At 38.0% G+C, this 24,847-nt stretch carries 10 protein-coding genes; all 10 read left to right on the top strand.

Features of this window, described 5'->3' with window-relative positions; all coding sequences use genetic code 11:
• The first annotated feature begins 6 nt into the window (after positions 1-6).
• The 10 genes from AC3E9W_RS14590 to ruvA all read left to right on the top strand — a co-directional run bounded on the left by AC3E9W_RS14590 (position 7) and on the right by ruvA (position 24,843).
• On the top strand, positions 7-1,809 hold the full coding sequence (locus tag AC3E9W_RS14590; RefSeq protein ID WP_306161305.1) for a cytochrome c oxidase subunit I: 1,803 nt from the start codon (positions 7-9) through the stop codon (positions 1,807-1,809).
• 180 nt (positions 1,810-1,989) lie between these two features.
• Positions 1,990-3,015: a Holliday junction branch migration DNA helicase RuvB gene (ruvB, locus tag AC3E9W_RS14585; RefSeq protein WP_125722271.1), complete on the top strand. Its 1,026-nt coding sequence runs from the start codon at positions 1,990-1,992 to the stop codon at positions 3,013-3,015.
• An 8-nt stretch (positions 3,016-3,023) separates the two neighbouring features.
• Positions 3,024-4,370 (top strand): cytochrome P450, encoded by a 1,347-nt coding sequence (locus AC3E9W_RS14580; RefSeq protein WP_488768897.1) that lies wholly within the window; start codon positions 3,024-3,026, stop codon positions 4,368-4,370.
• The gene (gene queG, locus AC3E9W_RS14575) at positions 4,370-5,293 is read left to right on the top strand and encodes a tRNA epoxyqueuosine(34) reductase QueG (protein WP_488768896.1); all 924 of its coding nucleotides are present in this window, start codon (positions 4,370-4,372) and stop codon (positions 5,291-5,293) included. The genes AC3E9W_RS14580 and queG overlap by 1 nt, the downstream gene beginning before the upstream one ends.
• A 517-nt stretch (positions 5,294-5,810) precedes the next feature.
• Positions 5,811-17,966 (top strand): Ig-like domain-containing protein, encoded by a 12,156-nt coding sequence (locus AC3E9W_RS14570; RefSeq protein ID WP_488768895.1) that lies wholly within the window; start codon positions 5,811-5,813, stop codon positions 17,964-17,966.
• A 47-nt stretch (positions 17,967-18,013) separates the two neighbouring features.
• Positions 18,014-18,925, top strand: a complete 912-nt coding sequence (locus AC3E9W_RS14565; RefSeq protein ID WP_488768894.1) for a PorP/SprF family type IX secretion system membrane protein — start codon at positions 18,014-18,016, stop codon at positions 18,923-18,925.
• A gap of 13 nt (positions 18,926-18,938) precedes the next feature.
• A complete protein-coding gene (locus tag AC3E9W_RS14560; RefSeq protein WP_488768892.1) occupies positions 18,939-21,026 on the top strand; it encodes an OmpA family protein in 2,088 nt (695 codons plus the stop codon).
• Positions 21,027-21,310: 284 nt separating this feature from the next.
• Positions 21,311-21,736, top strand: coding sequence for a CBS domain-containing protein (locus AC3E9W_RS14555; protein ID WP_456893779.1), 426 nt, complete (start codon positions 21,311-21,313; stop codon positions 21,734-21,736).
• Positions 21,737-21,890: 154 nt separating this feature from the next.
• Entirely contained in the window at positions 21,891-24,182 is a 2,292-nt protein-coding gene (locus AC3E9W_RS14550; RefSeq protein WP_488768890.1) for an NADP-dependent malic enzyme, read from the top strand.
• A 79-nt stretch (positions 24,183-24,261) separates the two neighbouring features.
• Entirely contained in the window at positions 24,262-24,843 is a 582-nt protein-coding gene (gene ruvA / locus AC3E9W_RS14545; RefSeq protein ID WP_306159694.1) for a Holliday junction branch migration protein RuvA, read from the top strand.
• The last annotated feature ends 4 nt before the right edge of the window (positions 24,844-24,847 follow it).

Below are 24,847 nucleotides of genomic sequence, written 5' to 3'. Positions count from 1 at the left end.
ACATATATGTCAGCAGAAGCGCACGATCACGATCACGGACACGATCACGAGCACGAACATCATCATAAAGACACGTTTATTACTAAATATATTTTTAGTATAGACCACAAAATGATTGCTAAACAATACTTGATTACTGGTATTATTATGGGAATCATTGGTATCGCAATGTCTTTATTATTTAGAATGCAGTTAGCGTGGCCAGAAGAGTCTTTCAAGATATTTAATGTTTTATTAGGAGATAAATTTGCACCAGATGGTGTAATGGCAAATGATATTTATCTGGCTTTAGTTACAATTCACGGTACCATCATGGTATTCTTTGTACTGACGGCAGGTTTGAGTGGAACGTTCAGTAACTTATTGATTCCGCTTCAAATTGGAGCTAGAGATATGGCATCTGGATTTATGAATATGATTTCATATTGGTTGTTTTTCTTATCAGCTGTTGTAATGTTATGTTCTTTATTTGTTGAAGCTGGACCAGCATCTGCAGGATGGACAATTTACCCTCCTTTGAGTGCTTTGCCACAAGCAATTCCGGGATCAGGAACAGGTATGACATTATGGTTAGTATCTATGGCTATTTTCATCGCATCTTCTTTGATGGGATCTTTAAATTACATTGTTACTGTACTTAACTTAAGAACTAAAGGAATGTCTATGACTAGACTTCCGCTTACAATCTGGACATTTTTCGTAACAGCTATTATTGGTGTTATTTCATTTCCAGTTTTATTATCTGCAGCTTTATTATTGATCTTCGATAGAAGTTTTGGTACTTCATTCTTCTTATCTGATATCTACATTGCTGGAGAAGTTTTACACTATCAAGGTGGTTCACCTGTATTGTTTGAGCACTTATTCTGGTTCTTAGGTCACCCTGAGGTTTACATCGTAATCTTACCAGCGATGGGTCTTGTTTCTGAAATTATGGCTACAAATGCTCGTAAACCTATTTTTGGTTACAGAGCGATGATTATGTCAGTTCTTGCAATTGCATTCTTATCAACTATCGTTTGGGGTCACCACATGTTTATTTCAGGTATGAATCCTTTCTTAGGATCTGTGTTTACTTTTACAACTTTATTGATTGCAATTCCATCTGCTGTAAAAGCATTTAACTGGATTACAACTTTATGGAAAGGTAACTTACAATTTAATCCTGCAATGTTGTTCTCTATCGGAATGGTTTCTACTTTCATCACTGGAGGTTTAACTGGAATCATTTTAGGGGATAGTACTTTAGATATTAACGTTCACGATACTTACTTCGTAATTGCTCACTTTCACTTAGTAATGGGTATTTCTGCACTTTACGGAATGTTTGCTGGTATTTACCACTGGTTCCCTAAAATGTACGGAAGAATGTTAAATAAAAACTTAGGTTATATCCACTTCTGGGTAACTGCAGTTTGTGCTTATGGAGTTTTCTTCCCAATGCACTTTATCGGATTAGCAGGTTTACCAAGACGTTATTATACTAATACAAACTTCCCATTATTTGATGATTTACAAAATGTGAATGTTTTAATTACAACATTTGCTCTTGTAGGAGGTGCGTTCCAATTAGTATTCTTATACAACTTCTTTAGCAGTATTTTCTACGGTAAGAAAGCAGTTCAAAACCCATGGAAATCTACTACTTTAGAGTGGACTACACCAGTTGAACATATTCATGGAAACTGGCCAGGAGAAATTCCTCATGTATACCGTTGGCCGTATGACTACAGTAACCCAAATCATGATGTAGATTTTGTTCCTCAAAATGTACCAATGAAAGAAGGTGAAGAAGTTTTACACCACTAAAAATATAAGAAAGGCCATCTGAAAAGATGGTCTTTTTGTTTTTATTAAAGTTCAAATATGAAAATCCTAAATTCCAAACCTAATAGATTTCTATCTATTGGAATTTGGAATTTTTTCTTTCTGATTTTAATTTAAAATTTATCCTTTTTCCAAACTAATTAGTTTATATATCTTTGTAGGATGAATGAAAATCTAGATCCTACTACTAAAGGATATAACTCAGAAGAGTTAGATCTTGAAAAAAGATTACGTCCGCTGTCATTTGATGATTTTGCTGGACAAGATCAAGTTTTGGAAAATTTGAAAGTCTTTGTTGCTGCCGCAAATCAGCGTGGAGAAGCACTCGATCATGCTCTTTTTCATGGACCTCCTGGTCTTGGAAAAACTACTCTGGCGAATATCTTAGCTAACGAATTGCAGGTTGGTATTAAAATTACTTCTGGTCCCGTTTTAGATAAGCCTGGTGATTTAGCTGGTTTGCTAACTAACTTAGATGAAAGAGATGTTTTGTTCATTGATGAGATTCACCGATTGAGTCCCGTTGTTGAAGAGTATTTATATTCGGCAATGGAGGATTTTAAGATTGATATTATGATTGAATCGGGCCCAAATGCGCGAACTGTTCAAATCAATTTGAATCCTTTTACTTTGATTGGAGCTACTACAAGATCGGGATTGTTAACCGCTCCAATGCGTGCTCGTTTCGGAATTTCTTCACGATTACAATATTATACCACTGAACTTTTAACGACTATTGTTGAAAGAAGCGCTTCTATATTAAAAATGCCTATTGACTTGGAAGCTGCTATAGAAATTGCAGGCAGAAGTCGTGGTACTCCTCGTATCGCAAACGCGTTGCTAAGACGTGTTCGAGATTTTGCTCAGATTAAAGGAAATGGAAGAATTGATATAGAAATTTCAAGATATGCCTTAAAAGCACTAAATGTAGATGCTCATGGTCTAGATGAAATGGATAATAAAATATTGTTAACCATTATCAATAAATTTAAAGGTGGGCCAGTTGGACTTTCAACACTAGCTACAGCAGTTAGTGAAAGCAGTGAAACAATCGAAGAAGTATATGAGCCTTTCTTAATTCAAGAAGGATTTATCATGAGAACTCCTCGTGGAAGAGAAGTTACCGATAAAGCTTATAAACATCTCGGTAAAATCAACACCAATATTCAAGGAGGTCTGTTTGAATAATTAATAAAATGCCTCAAAGTAAAACATACAATTATCCGCCTAGACTATCTATTTTTAGATTTTTTAAGGATGCTGAAGGCGTTCGTAGAAACCCTATACCGTATCATAAAAAATATTTTGAGCGTTTTGGAGATTCTTTTTCTATAAAAATTGGAAAATCGAGGGATATTATCCTATCAAGAGATAATGATGTTGCGCAATATATACTGCAGAAAAATCATAAGAATTATCATAAATCTAAGTTTCAGTCTGTTTATTTGTCTAAATATTTGGGTAAAGGATTATTGACTGTTGATGGAGAATTTTGGTTAAAGCAAAGAAGGCTTATTCAGCCAGCATTTCATAAACAGAAAATGAATCAGTTGGTTGAAAATATGAAAACAACAATTGATTCTGAGTTGGAAGGAATAATTCCAAATGAGAAAATCGAGCTTTTTCCTGTTATGAGTGAATTGGCCTTTAATGTTGTGGCGAAATCATTATTTCAATTTTCTATTGCAGATGAAAAGTTGAATAGAATTAAATATATTATTGAGGCAGTTCAGAATTTTTTAATTAAAGAAATTAGATTGCCGCATAAAGCTTGGTGGTTTTCTGTAACAGGTCAGGTAAAGAAGCACCTTCAATTGGCAGAAGAAAACAATGAAATCATTAGAGGAATTATTGAAGAAAGAACTGCTTCAAAAACTGAAGTCAATGATTTGCTTAATATGCTTTTGGAAACTCGTTATGAAGATACAGGCGAGGGAATGTCAATCGAGCAGTTAATAGATGAAATTAAGATTCTTTTTATTGCGGGTCATGAAACAACTGCCAACGCTCTAACTTTTACGTTGTATTTATTGGGGAATCATTTAGATGTACAACAAAAGATATTGGATGAAATCCTTAAAGTTGAATCTGAGAGTGATGATATTGTAGAGCAGTTGCAAAAAATGACTTATGTAAATGCAGTTTTGAATGAATCGATGCGATTGTATCCTCCGGCCTGGATTACCGACAGACAAAATGTAGAAGATGATACTTTAGGGGAATTCAATATAAAAAAAGATACCCTTATAGGTGTTTCTTTTTATGAATTGCACCGAAATCCAAAATATTGGGAAAACCCAGATGATTTTAATCCAGATCGTTTTTTAGGCGAACAGAAAAAGCATTCTATGCAATATTTTTATCCTTTTGGAGCGGGACCAAGAATGTGTATTGGTGCTGGATTTGCTATTTATGAAATGTGTTTGGCGGTTTCTCACATCGTCAAAAAATATAAAATTGTTTCAGTCGGAGATACTGTCAATTTTAATCCGTTAATTACCTTAAAGCCTGTTGGTATTGAAGTTGTTTTTTCTGAAAGATAATGATTAATTCCAAAGAAAAATATTCGAAATTTATAAAAGAGGAAGCAAAAAGGCTTGGCTTTCTTTCTTGTGGTATATCTAAAGCAGGTTTTTTGGAACAGGAAGCGCCTCGACTTGAAAATTGGTTAAAGAACAATCGTAATGGTCAGATGGCTTATATGGAAAACCATTTTGATAAACGTTTAGATCCCACTTTACTGGTAGATGACGGTAAAAGTGTCGTATCACTTTTGCTTAATTACTATCCCGATTCGATACAAAACGACGAGAGTTTTAAGATTTCAAAATATGCCTACGGACAAGACTACCATTTTGTAATTAAAGATAAGCTGAAAGAATTGCTCCACTCTATTCAAGAAAATATTGGAGACGTGTCTGGACGCGCCTTTGTTGATTCAGCACCTGTTTTAGATAAAGCGTGGGCAGCAAAAAGTGGTTTGGGATGGATTGGAAAAAACAGTAATCTAATTACTCAAAAAGTCGGTTCCTTTTACTTCATAGCCGAACTTATAATTGATTTAGAATTAGAATACGATAACGCAGTTACAGACCACTGCGGATCTTGTACAGCCTGCATAGATGCATGTCCAACACAAGCAATCGTGGCACCTTATATTGTTGATGGCAGTAAATGCATTTCTTATTATACTATTGAGTTAAAAGAAAACCTTCCAGAAGAAATGAAAGGAAAATTTGATGAATGGATGTTTGGCTGTGATACTTGTCAAGATGTTTGTCCGTGGAATCGATTTTCTAAACCACATTCAGAACCTTTATTCAATCCTAATCCAGAACTACTTTTTTTTACTAAAAAAGACTGGATGGAAATTACTGAAGAAACCTTTAAGCTAGTTTTTAAAAATTCTCCCATTAAAAGAACCAAATTTGATGGTCTAAAACGTAACATCAAGTTTCTTCAATAATTATATTAAAGTCTGTTTTTAAGTATGTTTTTGACTATCAGCTATTTGTTTTAAATAGCTTTTTTCTTTTTGTACAACTTTGAATTCTTACGTTGTTTTACTTATTTGTCATTAAATTCTGTAAGAATTTAAAATTAACTCAATTATTTAAGAAAATTCCACTTCTTTGCTGTCAAATATTCATGTTTTTTCAATTCTCAAGCGATAAACAATTGTTAAAAAAGGTTGTTTGACGAGTTTATGTGCATTTTGTCGAAATAATGAGGTGTGATTTCATTCCTCGATATACTTTCGCACTTCCAAATCTACTTAATTTAAAACTTAAAGGACTTTTATAGTCGTTTTTAATCTAATGTCATGGTCTGCATAATATCCTTTTTTTGTGTAAGTCTCAAAAAAACTTTTTTAAGTTTTTTAAAATCCAATATACTTTTTTTCACGTATCTCACCTATATGCTAAAAACGATCATCCGTTTTTTAGCAAATGAAATTTCTGTTCCACAAACCCAAGTTGTCTATGCGTAACTTTACTTTTAATCGGTCTAGATTTTCTAGACTAAATTTTCTTATTTTATTATTAACATTAACATCGCTTTCGTTATCTGCACAAGTCTGTGGAACTCCTGGAGTTGATGGTCCTATTGCTGTTTCTAGTTCTGTAAATACTTATTATCCAATTACTGGTAATGTTACAATGGGAGCGGGGGCGCAATCTGTATTTTTAGCTGCTGTGCCAGCAACTGATCAGCATTTAAATAGTTTTGGAACAGTTCCAATTGCTGCTGGAGATTTGATTTTGATTATTCAAATGCAGGATGCTACGATAGATTATTCAGATACAAGAGCTTATGGATCGGGAACAACCAGTAGTGGACCCGATCTTTTAGGTGGAACAGGTTTTACATCTCTTGGAAATACAGGTATATTTGAATATGTAATTGCTACAAATAACGTCCCCCTAAGTGGAGGGAATTTGACGTTTAAAGGAACAGGTACAAATGGAGGAATCCTAAATAGTTTTTTTAATGCTGATGCTACTGCATCAAGAGGGAAAAGGACATTTCAGGTTATTAGAGTGCCTCAGTACTCTAATTTAACACTGACAGGTAATATTAGCACGCCGCCTTTTAACGGCGTTGCGGGTGGTGTTATTGCCTTTAATGTTTCAGGAACATTCAATTTTGCTGGATACAGTATTAATGGAACTGCCAGAGGTTTTAGAGGAGGATATAGTCCAAGAGCAGGTTCGGGAGCAAATAATTCTTCAACTTACGTAGGAGAATACACTGACGATAAAATTTCAGGTAAAGGAGAAGGAATAGCGGGAACTCCAAAATATATGTGGGATGGTTTTAATCAGGTGGTAAATCCGACTGAAGGACTACCAGTTGGATCATCAGGAAGAGGAGCTGCAGCCAACGCTGGAGGAGGTGGAAATGACCACAACTCCGGTGGAGGAGGTGGTGGTAATGGAGGATTTGGTGGTCTCGGTGGTGCTGGATGGCAAGGCGGAGGTGGAGATGCTTTCTCTAATAATCTTACTGGAGGAGGAAGACCAGGTTCTAAATCTTTTATTACAACTACTGCGTTTCCAAGACTTATCATGGGTGGAGGAGGAGGAGCCGGTGATGCCAATGATGCTTCTAGTGGAGTAAAAGGTGGTGTTGGAGGAGCCATAATCCTTGTTAATGCAGGAAATGTTTTAGGAAATGGAGCTATATATGCTAATGGAGGAAATGGAGCACCTGGTACGTATTCTGGTTCACCAGATGGAGCTGGTGGTGGTGGTGCAGGAGGAACTGTTTTGTTGAATGTTTCTAATAACAGTACCTCAAATATTACCATTCAAGCAAATGGAGGAAACGGAGGAAATACAGAAAATGATGCCAATAATGAACACGGACCTGGTGGTGGTGGTGGTGGTGGAATCATCTGTCATAACTTGTCGGGGACAGTAACTATTACATCGAGTGTTCTTGGAGGTGCTGCTGGTAAATCTAACGCTGGAGCGGGAATTCCTCATGGTGCTCAAAATGGTACAGATGGATACACATCGACTTTTACAGTTGCAGATATACCAGCAAATTTGCAGGTTAATGCAAACTGTTTTCCTGTTTTAGAAACTAAAGTAAAAACATTAACAACGACATCAGTTTGTAATTCTATTGATGAAAAAATTTCTTATGAAATTCAAATAAATAACACTGGATCAGGAAATGCTGCAGGTGTGCTTTTGGATTTTAAATTTCCAACAGGAATTGAATTTGATTCAGCTACAGCAACTTACTCAGCAGATGCTTCAGGACCTGCAGGAGCTTTATCTAATACTTCTACAGGAAATAATCCATTATTTGGAGGATTTAATATTGCTAAGAATGGTGTTGTCACTATAACTTTGATTGGAAAAGTAGTGGCATCTATTAATGCAGGTACCTACAGTTCAGATGCACAGGCCTTATATTTAGATCCAACACGTACAACTACAAACTCAACTAGAAGAATTACTGCATATACGAATGGATATGGTACTGCTAATAGAACTTATGAAGGTGCGGCTCAGGCTCGTGTTCCTGGAGTAAATTTTGCTGGTAACAGTACTACTGCTGATGATATAACAGTTTTAGCATTACCAGCTGCTCCTACAGTAACAACTACCCAACCGAGTTGTGCAACACCAACAGGAACTATTAGAGTTACTAGTCCAGCTAACGGCCCAAATATAAGTTATACACTAACTGGAACAAATCCTGTAACAGCACCAATAACTAATACAACAGGTGCTTTTCCAAGCTTAGTACCGGGTACTTATAAAGTAACTACAACAAATGCACAAGGATGTACTTCGGCTGCAAGTACTGGTATTGTAATTAATCCAGTTACTGGTGCACCAACAACGACTGGAGTAACTATTTGTCAAGATGGCACAGGAACATTAACAGCTACATCAACTTGTACGGTTTCAATTACTTCTGAATCAAAAAAAGGAAAAGGAAGTACAAATGGTAGTGGAAATAATTGGTCGAATCCATCAAACATTGACAATGGTTCTGGTAATGCTACTGCGAGTATTAATAGTAATAGCAGTAGTACAACTAGATATCTAATAGCAAACAATTTTGGTTTTTTAATTCCGACAAATGCTACAATTAAAGGAATTTCAGTTACAATTGGTCGTTTTGGAAGTTCAAATATTGGTAATTATGTTACAGATAATGTTGTAAGTTTAATAAAAACTGGCACTAATATTACTGGCGATAATAAAAGAATAAATACTTCTTGGTCAGCTGATAACACAGCTTCATCTAATTATGGAGGAGAAACAGATTTGTGGGGTACTACTTTAACCCCTGCGAATGTTAATGCAGCAAGTTTCGGAGTTGCCTTATCCGCAACTTTAAATAGAATTGTTGGCACTATTACAGCATCGGTTTCTTATATACAGATGACAGTAAGTTATACACTTGAAGGAGTAGAATGGTATACAACATCAACAGGAGGTTCACCAATTTATACAGGTTATTCTTTTAGTCCAGTAGGAGTAACTAATTCTGGTTTGGTAAATACAAATACACCAGGTACAACAACATATTATGCTAGTTGTATTGCTAATTCTAGTTGTAGGACTGCGACAAATTTTGTTATTAATCCAAGACCGACAATTACAGGAAATACGCCTGCTTCACGATGTGGAACAGGGACAGTTACCTTAGGAGCTACTGCGTCTTCAGGAACTATAAACTGGTATGCTTCGTCAACTAGTACAACTTCTCTAGGAAGTGGAACAACTTTTACGACTCCAAGTATATCCACATCAACATCGTATTATGTTGATGCAACAGATAATGGTTGTACTTCTGCTAGAACAGAAGTTAGAGCAACTGTAAATACTATACCTACTATTACTTCAACTACTGAAGCTTCTAGATGTGGTACAGGATCTGTTACTTTATCGGCTTCTGCATCTTCAGGGGCGACTATTAATTGGTATGCATCTCCAACTAGTACGACTATATTAGGAACAGGCGGAAGCTTTGCAACACCAAGTTTATCAGCTACAACAACTTATTATGTCGATGTCATTTCAGCAGCTGGTTGTCCTGCATCATCTAGAATTGCAGTTACAGCAGTTATTAATAATGCTTCTACAATTGTACTGACAAGTGGCACACAAAATCCACCAGTTTGTAATGGATCGGCAATGCCAACTACTGTTTATACTTTTGGAGGAAGCGCAACAAATGCTATTGTTACAAATTTACCAGCAGGATTAAGTTCTAATGTTAATACTATTGCAAAAACAGTAACAATTTCAGGAACTCCTACAGCATCTGGAACTTATACCATAACAACAGCTGGACATACTGCTCCATGTACAGAAGCTACCATAACAGGGACGGTAACAGTGAACCTTCTTCCTGCGGCTCCGAACATCACAACAACAACTCCAAGAACCTTCTGCTCTGGCGGAAATGTGGTTCTTACTTCATCGGCTTCATCAGGAAACCAGTGGTTCAGAAACGGATCTGCCATTACGGGGGCAACCAATTCGACTTATACTGCTGCTGCAGACGGTTCATATACGGTTACGTTCAATAATGGAACATGCACAAGCGCAGCTTCGACAGCAACAGTGGTAACAGTTAATCCTCTTCCTGCTGCTCCGAGCATCAGTGCGGGAGGTGCGACAACTTTCTGCTCTGGCGGAAATGTGGTTCTTACTTCATCGGCTTCATCAGGAAACCAGTGGTTCAGAAACGGATCTGCCATTACGGGGGCAACCAATTCGACTTATACTGCTGCTACAGACGGTTCTTATACTGTTACATTCAATAATGGAACATGCACAAGCGCAGCTTCGACAGCAACAGTGGTAACAGTTAATCCTCTTCCTGCTGCTCCAAGCATCAGTGCGGGAGGTGCGACAACTTTCTGTTCTGGCGGAAATGTGGTTCTTACTTCATCTGCTTCATCAGGAAACCAGTGGTTCAGAAACGGATCTGCCATTACGGGCGCAACCAATTCGACTTATACTGCTGCTACAGACGGTTCATATACGGTTACGTTCAATAACGGAACGTGCACAAGCGCAGCTTCTGCGGCGGCTTCGGTAACAGTGAATCCTCTTCCTGCTGCTCCAAGCATCAGTGCGGGAGGCGCGACAACTTTCTGTTCTGGCGGAAGCGTGACTCTTACGTCAAACTATGCAACGGGCAACTTGTGGTCTACAGGGGCAACAACCCAGTCAATCACAGTTTCGACATCAGGAAGCTATACAGTTCGTGTAACGGATGGTAACGGATGCCAGAGCGTGGCTTCAACGCCAGCTTCGGTAACGGTAAACCCAATGCCAGATGTACCGACATTAGGTTCATTTACGCAGGCTACATGTTCTACACCAAATGGAAGTTTTGAGATAACAAATTATAACGCTTCATATAGTTACTCAATTACTCCATCGACAGATGTTACAATAGTTGGCTCAAAAGTTACAGCCCCGACAGGATCATATATTTTAACTGCTACTTTAGGTAGTTGTACTTCAGAATCATCAGCAAATGCAGTAATTAATTCTGTAATATGTGCCAAAGAAGATGACTTCAGCGCTCCTGCGGTAAGCGCAGGAAACAGCACTGCAAGCGTAACGGCAAACGACACCCTTGACGGAAAATCCTTTGCGATCGGAAACGGCGCAGGACAGGTTACCCTAACAGGCATCACCGTTCCATCGGGCTTGACCTTAAACACATCAGACGGGACTATTGCAGTAAATGCCAATACCCCTTCGGGAACCTATACGGTAGTGTACCGCATCTGCGAGAACGGCGCATCGCCATCGAATTGCGACCAGGCAAGCGCTACGGTTGTAGTTGCCAATGCGATTGATGCCAAAGAAGATGACTTCAGCGCTCCTGCGGTAAGCGCAGGAAACAGCACTGCAAGCGTAACGGCAAACGACACCCTTGACGGAAAATCCTTTGCGATCGGAAACGGCGCAGGGCAGGTTACCCTAACGGGAATCACTGTTCCATCAGGCTTGACCTTAAATACATCAGACGGGACCATTGCAGTAGATGCCAATACCCCTTCGGGAACCTATACGGTGGTGTACCAGATCTGCGAGAACGGCGCATCGCCATCGAACTGCGACCAGGCAAGCGCTACGGTTGTGGTGAAAAATGGAATTGATGCCAAAGACGACGACTTCAGCGCTCCTTCGGTAAGCGCAGGAAACAGCACTGCAAGCGTAACGGCAAACGACACCCTTGACGGAAAAGCCTTTGCGATCGGAAACGGCGCAGGGCAGGTTACCCTAACGGGAATCACCGTTCCATCAGGCTTGACCTTAAACACATCAGACGGTACTATTGCAGTAGATGTCAATACCCCTTCGGGAACCTATACGGTGGTGTACCGCATCTGCGAGAACGGCGCATCGCCATCGAATTGCGACCAGGCAAGCGCTACGGTTGTGGTGAAAAATGGAATTGATGCCAAAGACGACGACTTCAGCGCTCCTGCGGTAAGCGCAGGAAACAGCACTGCAAGCGTAACGGCAAACGACACCCTTGACGGAAAAGCCTTTGTGATCGGAAACGGCGCAGGGCAGGTTACCCTAACGGGAATCACCGTTCCATCAGGCTTGACCTTAAACACATCAGACGGTACTATTGCAGTAGATGCCAATACCCCTTCGGGAACCTATACGGTGGTGTACCGCATCTGCGAGAACGGCGCATCGCCATCGAACTGCGACCAGGCAAGCGCTACGGTTGTGGTGAAAAATGGAATTGATGCCAAAGAAGATGACTTCAGCGCTCCTGAGGTAAGCGCAGGAAACAGCACTGCAAGCGTAACGGCAAACGACACCCTTGACGGAAAAGCCTTTGTGATCGGAAACGACGCAGGACAGGTTACCCTAACAGGAATCACCGTTCCATCGGGCTTGACCTTAAACACATCGGACGGGACCATTGCAGTGAATGCCAATACCCCTTCTGGAACCTATACGGTGGTGTACCAGATCTGCGAGAACGGCGCATCGCCATCGAACTGCGACCAGGCAAGCGCTACGGTTGTGGTGAAAAATGAAATTAATGCATTAGTAGATACAATTGATCCAATCAATGGCAATATCGGAGGAACGACAATAGTATTGACAGACAACGATACATTAGGCGGAAAACCATTTGCTATCGGATCCGATCCAGGAGAAGTTACGATCAGCATTGTGGGAATATTGCCATCAGGATTGACACTGAACGGAAATGGAACAATTACAGTTGCTCCAAACACGCCAAAAGGAGATTATATTATAGAATATACAATATGTGAAGTTGGAGCTAATCCAACAAACTGTGATTCAGTGACCATTACGGTTCCTGTTACAGTTGGAGATCTGGTTGCCAATGCGGACACAATACCATCGGTTGCGGGTTCAAATGCGCCTCAGACTTTAGGTGTCAATGTTTTGGACAATGACACTAAAAACGGAGCGAAGCTTGATCCTGCAGATGTCACTCTGACGGAATCGACGCCAGATCCAAAAGGCTATCTGACGCTGAATCCTGACGGAACGGTAGCGCTAGGAGCTAACCCTCCAGCGGGAACTTACGAATTAACGTATACAATCTGCGAGAAGCTGAACCCAGACAACTGCAAATCAAATAAGGTTACCGTTACGGTGGATCTTCCTGCGATTGATGCAGTTGCCGATACGATTGATCCGATCAATGGAAATATCGGAGGAACGACATTAGCCCTAACTGGCAATGATACCTTAAACGGAAAAGCATTCACTATTGGAGCCGATCCGGGAGAAGTTACAATCAGCATTGTTGGGACATTGCCAGCAGGATTGACACTTAATACTACGGACGGAACAATCACAGTTGCTCCAAACACTCCAAAAGGAAATTATAGCGTGGAATACAGAATCTGCGACAATACAAATTCAGGCAACTGCGACTCGGTGACCATTACGGTTCCTGTTACAGTTGGAGATCTGGTTGCCAATGCGGACGCGATCCCATCTGTTGCGGGTTCAAATGCGCCTCAGACTTTAGGCGTCAATGTTTTGGACAATGACACTAAAAACGGAGCGAAGCTTGATCCTGCAGATGTCACTCTGACGGAATCGACGCCAGATCCAAAAGGATACCTGACGCTGAATCCTGACGGAACGGTAACGCTAGGAGCTAACCCTCCAGCGGGAACTTACGAATTAACGTACACAATCTGCGAGAAGCTGAACCCAGACAACTGCAAATCAAATACGGTTACCGTTACGGTGGATCTTCCTGCGATTGATGCAGTTGCCGATACGATTGATCCGATCAATGGCAATATCGGAGGAACGACAATCGCATTGACAGGAAACGATACATTAGGCGGAAAACCATTTGCTATCGGATCCGATCCGGGAGAAGTTACGATCAGCATTGTCGGGACACTGCCAGCAGGATTGACACTGAACGGAAATGGAACAATTACAGTTGCTCCAAACACTCCAAAAGGAGATTACAGCATAGAATACAGGATCTGCGACAATACAAATTCAGGCAACTGCGACTCGGTGACCATTACGGTTCCTGTTACAGTTGGAGATCTGGTTGCCAATGCAGACGCGATCCCATCTGTTGCGGGTTCAAATGCGCCTCAGGATTTAGGCGTTAATGTTTTGGACAATGACACTAAAAACGGAGCGAAGCTTGACCCTTCACATGTCACCTTGACGGAATCAACGCCAGATCCAAAAGGCTATCTGACGCTGAATCCTGACGGAACGGTAGCGCTAGGAGCTAACCCTCCAGCGGGAACTTACGAATTAACGTATACAATCTGCGAGAAGCTGAACCCAGACAACTGCAAATCAAATAAGGTTACCGTTACGGTGGATCTTCCTGCGATTGATGCAGTTGCCGATACGATTGATCCGATCAATGGAAATATCGGAGGAACGACATTAGCCCTAACTGGCAATGATACCTTAAACGGAAAAGCATTCACTATTGGAGCCGATCCGGGAGAAGTTACAATCAGCATTGTTGGGACATTGCCAGCAGGATTGACACTTAATACTACGGACGGAACAATCACAGTTGCTCCAAACACTCCAAAAGGAAATTATAGCGTGGAATACAGAATCTGCGACAATACAAATTCAGGCAACTGCGACTCGGTGACCATTACGGTTCCTGTTACAGTTGGAGATCTGGTTGCCAATGCAGACACGATCCCATCTGTTGCGGGTTCAAATGCGCCTCAGGATTTAGGCGTTAATGTTTTGGACAATGACACTAAAAACGGAGCGAAGCTTGACCCTTCAGATGTTACCTTGACGGAATCAACGCCAGATCCAAAAGGCTATCTGACGCTGAACCCTGACGGAACGGTAACGCTAGGAGCTAACCCTCCAGCTGGCGATTATGAACTTACGTATACAATCTGCGAGAAGCTGAACCCAGACAACTGCAAATCAAACACGGTTACCGTTACAGTAGGTACACCTATCATTGATGCGATTGCAGAAACGTTAACGCCATCTATAAACGGAAGCATTGGTGGAACGACTACAGTTTCAGTAATTGATAATGATACATTAAACGCCAATCCAGCTGTCATAGGACAACTTGGAGGTCAGGTTAAATTAACACCAGTAAACGTTCCAATGGGATTAACATTAAATGCAGACGGAACAGTAACTGTTGCTGTAAATACACCATCAGGGGTTTACGAGATTGAATATAGTATTTGTGAAATTACTAACCCTTCAAACTGTGATACTACGATTTCAAAAGTTGCGGTAAATAATGGTGTTTTGATTGCGAATTCAGATGATATTCCATCTGTTAAACCATCAGAGACAGCACAGAATTTAGGTGTGAATATTTTTACGAATGATACTAAAAATGGAGCACCGCTAAATCCATCAGATGTAAATCTAACTGTTACGCCAGATCCAAAGGGATACTTAACAATTAACCCAGATGGTAGTGTTACTTTAGGAGCTAATCCTCCAGCCGGAGATTATGAAGTTACTTACACGATCTGTGAGAAATTAAACGCAGGAAACTGTAGTTCAAATACAGTAAGAGTGACAGTAGATCTTTATGTAATTGATGCAGTAGAAGAAACTTTGACGCCATCAATCAACGGAAGCCTTGGAGGAACAACTACGACTTCAGTAATTGGTAATGATACATTAAATGGCAATCAGGCTGTTATTGGAACACTTGCAGGTCAGGTAAAACTAACAGCAGTAAACGTTCCAACAGGATTGACATTAAATGCAGACGGAACTGTAACTGTTGGAGCAAATACGCCATCAGGGATTTACGATGTGGAGTACAGTATTTGTGAGATTAGCAATCCTTCAAACTGTGATACAGCGATTTCAAAAGTGGCAGTAAATAACGGAACATTGATTGCAAACTCAGATGATATTGCATCGGTTAAAACATCAAGCACATCTAAGAATTTAGGAGTTAACATTTTTACAAATGATACTAAAAATGGAGTGGCATTAAATCCATCAGATGTAAATCTGAATGTTACACCAGATCCAAAGGGGTATTTAACGATTAACCCTGACGGTAGCGTAACTATAGGAGCCAATGCGCCAGCAGGAGATTATGAAGTTACTTACACAATCTGTGAGAAATTAAATGCAGGAAACTGTAGTTCAAATACAGTAAGAGTGACGGTTGAAAGCATTATTGTTGCAAATATAGATGCTGTGCCATCAGCAGTTGGAATAAACGTTCCACAGACATTAATCAATGTTTTTGCAAATGACACTAAAGACGGAAATGCTCTTGTTCCATCAGATGTAATTCTTAATGTGACGGTTGCTGATCCAAAAGGATATTTAACATTGGATGCAAACGGAAATGCAATTCTTGCGCCTAATGCACCTGCGGGTAATTATGAATTGACTTATTCAATTTGCGATAAGTTAAATACATCAAACTGCAGTTCAAATGTTGTAAACGTAAGTGTAGCAGAACCAACGATGACGGTAGAAGCAAACAGTTATTGCTCGAACAATGTTCCTTATGTGAATTATAAGGTAACACCAGATAATTTCGCAGCTAATAATCAATTGACAATTAAATGGATTGATAGTGCTAATAATGTTGTGGCAACACAAACTAATTTACCATTAAGCGGAAATGTTATTTGGCCTGGTGCGATAGTTGATGCAAACGGAAATGGAGTAGACTGGCCAGGTTGGATTTTAAATAATGGACAATGGACAGAAGGTGCTGACGGTTTTGAACTTACTAGAAATGGAGTGAAAATCGAATTCTCAGTAAATCCAACAGTAACCGTTTCTGTAGCGTATCCAGCTGCTACAGCAGGATGTAATGCACGTCCGACATTCTCAATTATTGCAAATAATGATGAGGATGGACCAATTGATGTGAAAAAAGGAGCGACTGCTTCAGTTAATATTTTCACTAATGACTTTTTAAACGGAGTAAAACCAAACCCATCAGATGTTGTTTTAACAACTGTTGTATCTAATCCAAATGTGACTTTGAATGCAGATGGATCAATAAGTATGGCTTCGAATACTCCAAATGGAGTTTATGAAGTTACTTATCAAATTTGTGATGCAACCAATACATCAAATTGCAGCGCAACAGCAGTAGTGAAAATTACAGTTGTAAACAGTGTTGATCCAGTTGAACCTTCAGTGCCAAATGAGATTACTTTAGGAAATGATACTAATATTAGCGTAGACGGAATCAACGGTTCTATAGAATTTGTAAATGTTTTAGATAATGATTTGATTAACGGACAGCCAATTAATCCGGCGGATGTTATTATTAAACCAGTAATTCCTGATGCTTATTTTGAGTGGAATGCAGACGGAACAGTGAGCGTAAAACCAAACACACCAGGAAATACGTATACGTTAACATATCAGGTTTGCGAAAAAGCAAATCCATTAAATTGTTCAACAGGGGTATTAACTGTTTTTGTTGAAGTTCCTGCGATTGCGATAGTTAAAACGGCGGTATTTAATGATGAAAATAAGAGTGGTTTTGCAAATGCAGGTGAAACAATCACATATAAATTTACAGTAACCAATACAGGAAATGTGCCACTTACTGGAGTAACAATAAGTGACCCTTTACCAGGAGTTGTAGTTTCGGGACAAGCAATTAATTTAGGAATAAATGAATCGAATGAATCGAATTTTACAGCAGTTTACAAAATAACTCAGGAAGATATTAATAAAGGTAGCGTAAGCAATCAAGCAACTGTAAAAGGAAGTAGTTTAAGAGGCGTAGAGGTAGAAGATCAGTCAGACGATTTGCACAATGATGGCGATAATCCTACAGTCTTAGATTTAAATGGATGTTCAATAAAAGTAATGAATGCTTTCTCTCCAAATGGAGACAGCAAAAACGCAAGATTCTATATCCGAGGAATTGAATGTTATCCAAATAATACAGTTGAGATTTACAATCGTTGGGGAGTTTTGGTTTTCAGTATCGATCAATATAACAATACAGACCGAGCTTTTGTTGGGTATTCTAACGGACGTTCGACAATTAAGCAAACAGAAGGGCTGCCTGTTGGAACGTATTTCTACATTTTGAAATACAATGATAGTGCTAACGCATCTCACCAAGAATCTGGTTACTTATACCTTAATAAATAAAATGGATTACGGCTTAGTTTAGGCTAAGCCGTTATAAAGCTTTAAAAATGAAAAAGTTAATTTTAGTTTTTGTGTTTTTTTCGATTGTGTCGCATGCGCAGCAGGACGCACAGTTTACGCAATATATGTACAATACAATCGAAGTCAATCCAGCCTACGCAGGTTCTAGAGGAGTCTTGAGCGTTTTCGGATTGTATCGCACCCAATGGGTTGGATTAGATGGTGCGCCTCAAACCAGCACATTTTCTGTAAATACACCTTTAAGTAATAGTGATTTAGGGCTTGGTGTTTCTTTGGTAAATGACAAAATCGGACCTACAACAGAGAATACCTTATCGGCAGATTTGTCTTATACAATCCCAACTTCACCAACATGGAATTTATCTTTCGGTATAAAAGGTACGGCTAACCTGTTTAATATCGATATTAATAAATTGAGCATGGAAGATCAAGACGATCAGCAGTTTCAAAATTTGAGAAACAAGTTTTCTCCGAATGTTGGAGCCGGAGTTTATTTTCATTCAGATCGTGCTTATGTTGGGTTATCTGTTCCAAACTTTATTGAAAGTAATCGTTATGACGCGGATGATGTAGCCATTTTTAAAGATAAAATCAATTACTATTTAATAGCGGGTTATGTATTTAACTTGGATCGTTTAGAATATATTAAGTTCAAACCAGCCACAATGATAAAAATGGTAGAAGGAGCTCCGTTGCAGGTTGACGTTTCTGGAAACTTTATGTTTAATGATAAATTTGTTTTAGGTCTTGCTTATCGCTGGAGTGCATCAGTTAGTGCCATGGCAGGATTTCAAGTGACCAAAGGAATGTATATAGGTTATGGTTATGATCATGAAACGACAAGATTGAGAAAATACAATTCTGGATCGCACGAAATTTTCCTTCGTTTTGAGTTTTTCAATAATTACAATAAAATGATATCGCCAAGATTCTTCTAAATAAATGCCCGGTATGAAAATTAAAAAAATAGGATACACCCTTTTATTGATAAGCTTTTTTTTCCAGATAAGCGCACAGACAAAAGCTGTTAGCAAAGAAGAGAAAGCTAAGAGCAGCAAGCAGGCAAAACTTGCAAAAAAAGAAGAGAAAGAAAAAAAAGAATACGAAAAACTAATAAGCAAAGCTGATAAAAAATACGATGATTATGAGTATGTAGATGCCATAAAGGCCTACAAACATGTAATGAAAAAAGCAAAATTTGATGAAAAGTTGCTTCAAAAACTGGGCAATTCATATTATTTTATTGGGGATTTAAGAAATGCCGAAAAATGGTATGGAGAATTGTATAGAATAAATAAAGAACAATCGCCAGAGTATTTATATCGATATGCACAAGCGCTAAAATCTGTTGGGCATTACGAAAGGGCAGACGAAGTTTTAGAAGCTTTCAATCAAAAGGCAGCATCACAGAATAGAGCGGCTTTGGTTAGAAATGAAAAAAATTACCTGGCAGAAATTAAATCAAATTCTGGTCGTTTTGAAATTGCAGATGCTGGTGTTAACTCTGAATTTTCAGATTATGGAGGAACCGTTTTTGACAATAAAATTATTTTTACATCTGCGAGAGATACAGGTACCATTACTAAAACTAATTTTAAATGGACCAACAAATCATTTTCTAAATTTTATACAGCAGATTTACTGCCAGATGGAAGCATCGGAAAAATAAAACCTTTCCGTAAAAAGGACCACGGGAAATACAATGAATCGTCTCCTATTTTTACAAAAGATGGGCGTACAATGTATTTTACTAGAAATAATTTTACAGATGGAAAAAGGGGAGAAAATAGTAAGAGCGTAACATTATTGAAACTGTACAAAGTAGAACTTGTAGATGGAGAATGGAAAAACGAAAAAGAATTGCCATTTAACAGCAATCAGTATAGTACAGCCCATCCTGCTTTAAGTCCAGATGAAAAAGTATTGTATTTTGCATCAGACATGCCTGGAACTTTAGGAGAATCGGATATTTATAAAGTGAATATAAATGCAGACGGAAACTTTGGCACTCCAGAAAATTTAGGAGCGATTATTAATACAGAAGGAAGAGAAACTTTTCCATTTGTTTCAGAAGAGAATGAATTATATTTTTCTTCAGACGGACGCCCAGGTTTAGGAGGTCTCGATATATATGTAACCAAAATAAATGAAGACGGAACATTTGATGATGTTCAAAATGTAGGACAACCTGTAAACGGGAAACAGGATGATTTTGCTTTTACAATTGACAGTAAAAATAGAAACGGATTTTTCTCTTCAAATCGTGAAAATGCACATGGATTAGACGACATTTATAGATTTACAGAAATAAAAAGACTAGTTTGCGAACAAGAGCTTTCGGGAATAATTACAGATGCAGAATCTAATGCAATTGTAGCAAATGCATCGCTTATTTTATTTGATGAAAACTTCAATACTTTGCAAAGTATCGAATCGGACGAAAAAGGAAATTATGTCTTTAATAAAGTAAAATGCGGAAAAAAATATGCTATAAGAGTTGTTAAAGAAGATTTTAACCGTAAAGATGTTTCCATTACATTAAAGAAAGAAAATGGAAAAACAGACTTGCCAATTGAACTTCAAAAAATCGTTAAACCAATTGTAGCTAAGCCAATCGCAGTAAATAAGGTTTATGTTAAACCAGTAAAAATTGCAAACATTAATATTGGATCAGATTTAGTAAAATTGCTTCATATCCCGATGAATTTTTTTGATTTAGGAAAGTCAACAATCAAAAAATCATCAGAGCCTCAATTATTAAAAGTTGTTGGAGCATTAAATCAATATCCAAAGCTAAAATTAGATATTCGTTCTCATACAGACAGCCGTTCTTCTTCTGAAAGCAATCAGGTTTTATCAGACAAAAGAGCACAATCGACAAGAGATTGGTTAATAAGCAAAGGAGTTGATCCAAACAGATTAACAGCTAAAGGATACGGAGAAACACAATTAACAAATAAATGTGCAGATGGTGTAAAATGTACTGAACAACAGCATCAGCAAAACAGACGAAGCGAGTTTATTGTGGTAGATATGTAACCAATAAAACTTTTTAATTTATAAAAACCCTTTTCTAGATTTTAGAAAAGGGTTTTTTATGTTTACAAAAATAACCCCGCTAGGAGTTACTTGTTGGTTGTTAAAAAATCTAATTTTTCTCAAAAAAGCATTCTAAACAAATTCATTCTTTACACTATAATGTTGAAAATTTGGTTTTTGTGTTATTATATTTAAAATGAATTAGTTATGTTTTTAAAAAATCGATTTCGCTGTAGATTGTGTTTCTTTTTGTTATAACTTTATTGATCTAAAAATTTTTCATTATGACTGTAGATCAAATACTTAAAGCAAAGGGAAGAAATGTATATTCTATTTTCTCCAATTTAACGGTTTATGATGCGTTAAAAGTTATGGGAGAAAAAAACATTGGGGCAATTTTGGTTATCGACGATAATAATCTAAAAGGAATATTGTCTGAAAGAGATTATGCCCGAAAAATTGTTCTAAAGGATAAATCTTCCAAAGAAACTTTTGTTCATGAGATTATGGAAAGTAATGTTTTTACAGTAAAACTTTCAAATAATATCGAAGATTGTATGGAACTTATGAGCGAAAAAAGAATCAGACACCTGCCTGTTTTGGAAGATGGAGTCGTGATTGGAATAATTTCAATCAGTGATGTGGTTAAGGCAATTATAGAAATTCAGAAAGACACAATCAACCATTTGAATTCTTATATTTCTCAATAAACGGTATCTAAAAAAGATAAAAATTCAAAACGAGTCCAATTTCTATTGGACTTTTTTTATTTATCCAAATAGATTTTCGGAAAAGAAAACGCTAAAAAGACGCCATTTTAAAACAAGACTTATATCTTTGTAAGCTAGAATAAAAGCTAAAAAAATGAACAAAGAGAGTAAAAAAAGAGAAGCGTTACTGTACCACGCAGAGCCAACTCCAGGAAAAATTCAGGTAGTTCCAACAAAAAAATACGCAACACAGAGAGACTTATCATTGGCCTATTCGCCAGGAGTTGCAGAGCCATGTTTAGCAATTGCAGAAAACGTAGAAGACGTTTATAAATATACAGCAAAAGGAAATTTAGTAGCCGTAATTTCAAACGGTACAGCTGTTTTAGGACTTGGAGATATTGGTCCAGAAGCAGGAAAACCAGTAATGGAAGGAAAAGGTTTATTGTTTAAAATATTCTCTGATATTGACGTTTTTGATATCGAAATTGATACTAAAAATGTAGAAGAATTTATTCAGACTGTAAAAAATATTGCACCTACTTTTGGAGGAATTAACCTTGAAGATATCAAAGCTCCAGAATCTTTTGAAATCGAAAGAAGACTTATTGAAGAATTGGACATTCCGGTAATGCACGACGATCAGCACGGAACGGCAATTATTTCTTCTGCAGCTTTAATCAACGCACTTGAATTAGCAGGAAAAAAAGCTGAAGATGTAAAAATGGTTGTTTCGGGAGCAGGTTCGGCTGCAATCGCTTGTACCGATTTATACGTTTCTTTAGGAGTAAAAGTAAAGAACATTTTAATGTTTAATAGTAAAGGACTTTTAACAAAAGATAATCCTGCACTTTCAGATTTACAGTTAAAATACGCTATCGACGGTGCAAAAATTTCTTTAGCAGATGCTGTAAAAGATGCCGATGTTTTCATCGGACTATCTTCTGGTGATATTCTTTCACCAGAAATGTTATTAACTATGAAAGAAAATCCGATTGTTTTTGCAATGGCAAATCCAAACCCGGAAATCGATTATAATTTGGCCGTAGAAACGAGAAAAGACGTTATTATGGCGACAGGACGTTCAGATTTTCCTAATCAGGTAAATAACGTATTAGGTTTCCCATATATCTTTAGAGGAGCGCTAGACGTAAGAGCGACAAAAATCAACGAAGAAATGAAAATGGCGGCTGTAAAAGCTTTAGCTATTTTGGCAAAAGAACCAGTTCCAGAACAAGTAAACGTAGCTTACGGTGCGACAAAACTTGGTTTCGGTCAAGAATATATCATTCCTAAACCATTCGATCCTAGATTGATTACGGTTGTAGCTCCGGCGGTTGCAAAAGCGGCAATGGAATCTGGAGTGGCAAAAAATCCTATTACAGACTGGGCAGCTTACGAAGAGAAGCTTATGGAACGTATGGGTAACGATAATAAAATGGTGCGTTTGATTACCAACCGCGCTAAAGTAAATCCTAAGCGTGTTGTTTTCGCAGAAGCAGATCAATTAAATGTTTTAAAAGCAGCTCAAATTGTTTACGAAGACGGAATCGGATTCCCAATCTTACTTGGAAATAAAGAAGCAATTTTAGATTTGAAAAAAGAACTTGGTTTTGATGCTGATTTAGAAATTATCGACCCAAAAACGGATGAGGAAGCCGCAAGACGTGATAAGTTTGCAAAATCATTCTGGGAGACAAGAGGAAGAAGAGGCGTTTCTAAATTGGATGCTGAAAAATTCATGCGCGAAAGAAACTATTTTGCTGCAATGATGGTGAACGAAGGAGAAGCTGATGCGGTAGTTACTGGACATTCAAGAAGTTATCCTTCGGTTGTAAAACCAATGATGCAATTGATTCCAAAAGCACAGAATGCATCTTTAATTGCAACTACTAACATGATGCTTACGTCTCGCGGACCAATGTTCTTATCAGACACGGCAATCAATATTAATCCGTCTGCTCAAGACCTTGTTAATATTGCCATTATGACGGCTAAGACTGCTAAAATGTTTGGTGTTGAGCCTGTTATTGCAATGGTTTCATTCTCAAACTTTGGTTCTTCAACAAGCGAAAGTGCATCAAAAGTGAGAGAAGCAGTGGCTTATCTGCATAAAAATCATCCAGAAATGATTGTTGACGGAGAAATTCAAGCAGATTTTGCTTTGAATCCAGAATTGCTTCAAGAGAAATTCCCATTCTCTAAATTAGCAGGAAAAAAAGTAAATACATTAGTTTTCCCTAATTTAGAATCAGCAAATATCACGTACAAATTGTTAAAAGAATTGTACAAAGTGAATTCAATTGGGCCAATTATGATGGGTATGGGCAAACCAGTTCACATTTTCCAATTGGGTGCAAGCGTTGAAGAAATGGTCAATATGGCGGCAATTGCTGTAATTGATGCACAGGAAAAAGAAATTAAAAAGAATAAAATAACACAATAAACGTTCTTAACAAGGATTGAACAAATTTGTCGTAGTTTTATGTCATTTTTGTTATATTTGATACTAATAAATTAGATCTATGATAGCACATTTGCAGGGAAGATTAGTAGAAAAGAATCCTACAGAAGTTGTAATTGATTGTGGAGGAGTTGGTTATCAGGTAAATATATCGCTGCATACCTTCTCTTTAATTCCAAATTCTGAAAATATAAAATTGTATACGCATCTTCAAATTAAAGAAGATGCGCATACTTTATACGGTTTTGCCGAGAAATCGGAACGTGAAATTTTTAGAATGCTGCTTTCTGTTTCAGGAATCGGAGCTGGAATCGCAAGAACAATGCTTTCGTCAATTGAACCAAAGCAAATTATAAATGCCATTGCATCTGGAGATGTTGGTGTAATCCAGTCTATCAAAGGGATTGGGAACAAAACAGCACAAAGGGTTATACTTGATTTAAAGGAAAAAGTTGTTAAATTGTACGATATAGATGAAGTTTTTGCTGTTCAAAACAATAGAAACCGAGATGAAGCGTTATCTGCTCTAGAAGTGTTAGGTTTTGTCCGAAAAGCTTCTGAAAAAGTAGTGGAAAAAATCGTAAAAGAAGATCCTGAAGCTACTGTTGAAACAATTATCAAAAAGGCTTTAAAAAGCTTATAAATTT

Source organism: Flavobacterium sp. 38 (assembly GCF_057799715.1).
This window is presented reverse-complemented; position numbering and strand designations above follow the sequence as displayed.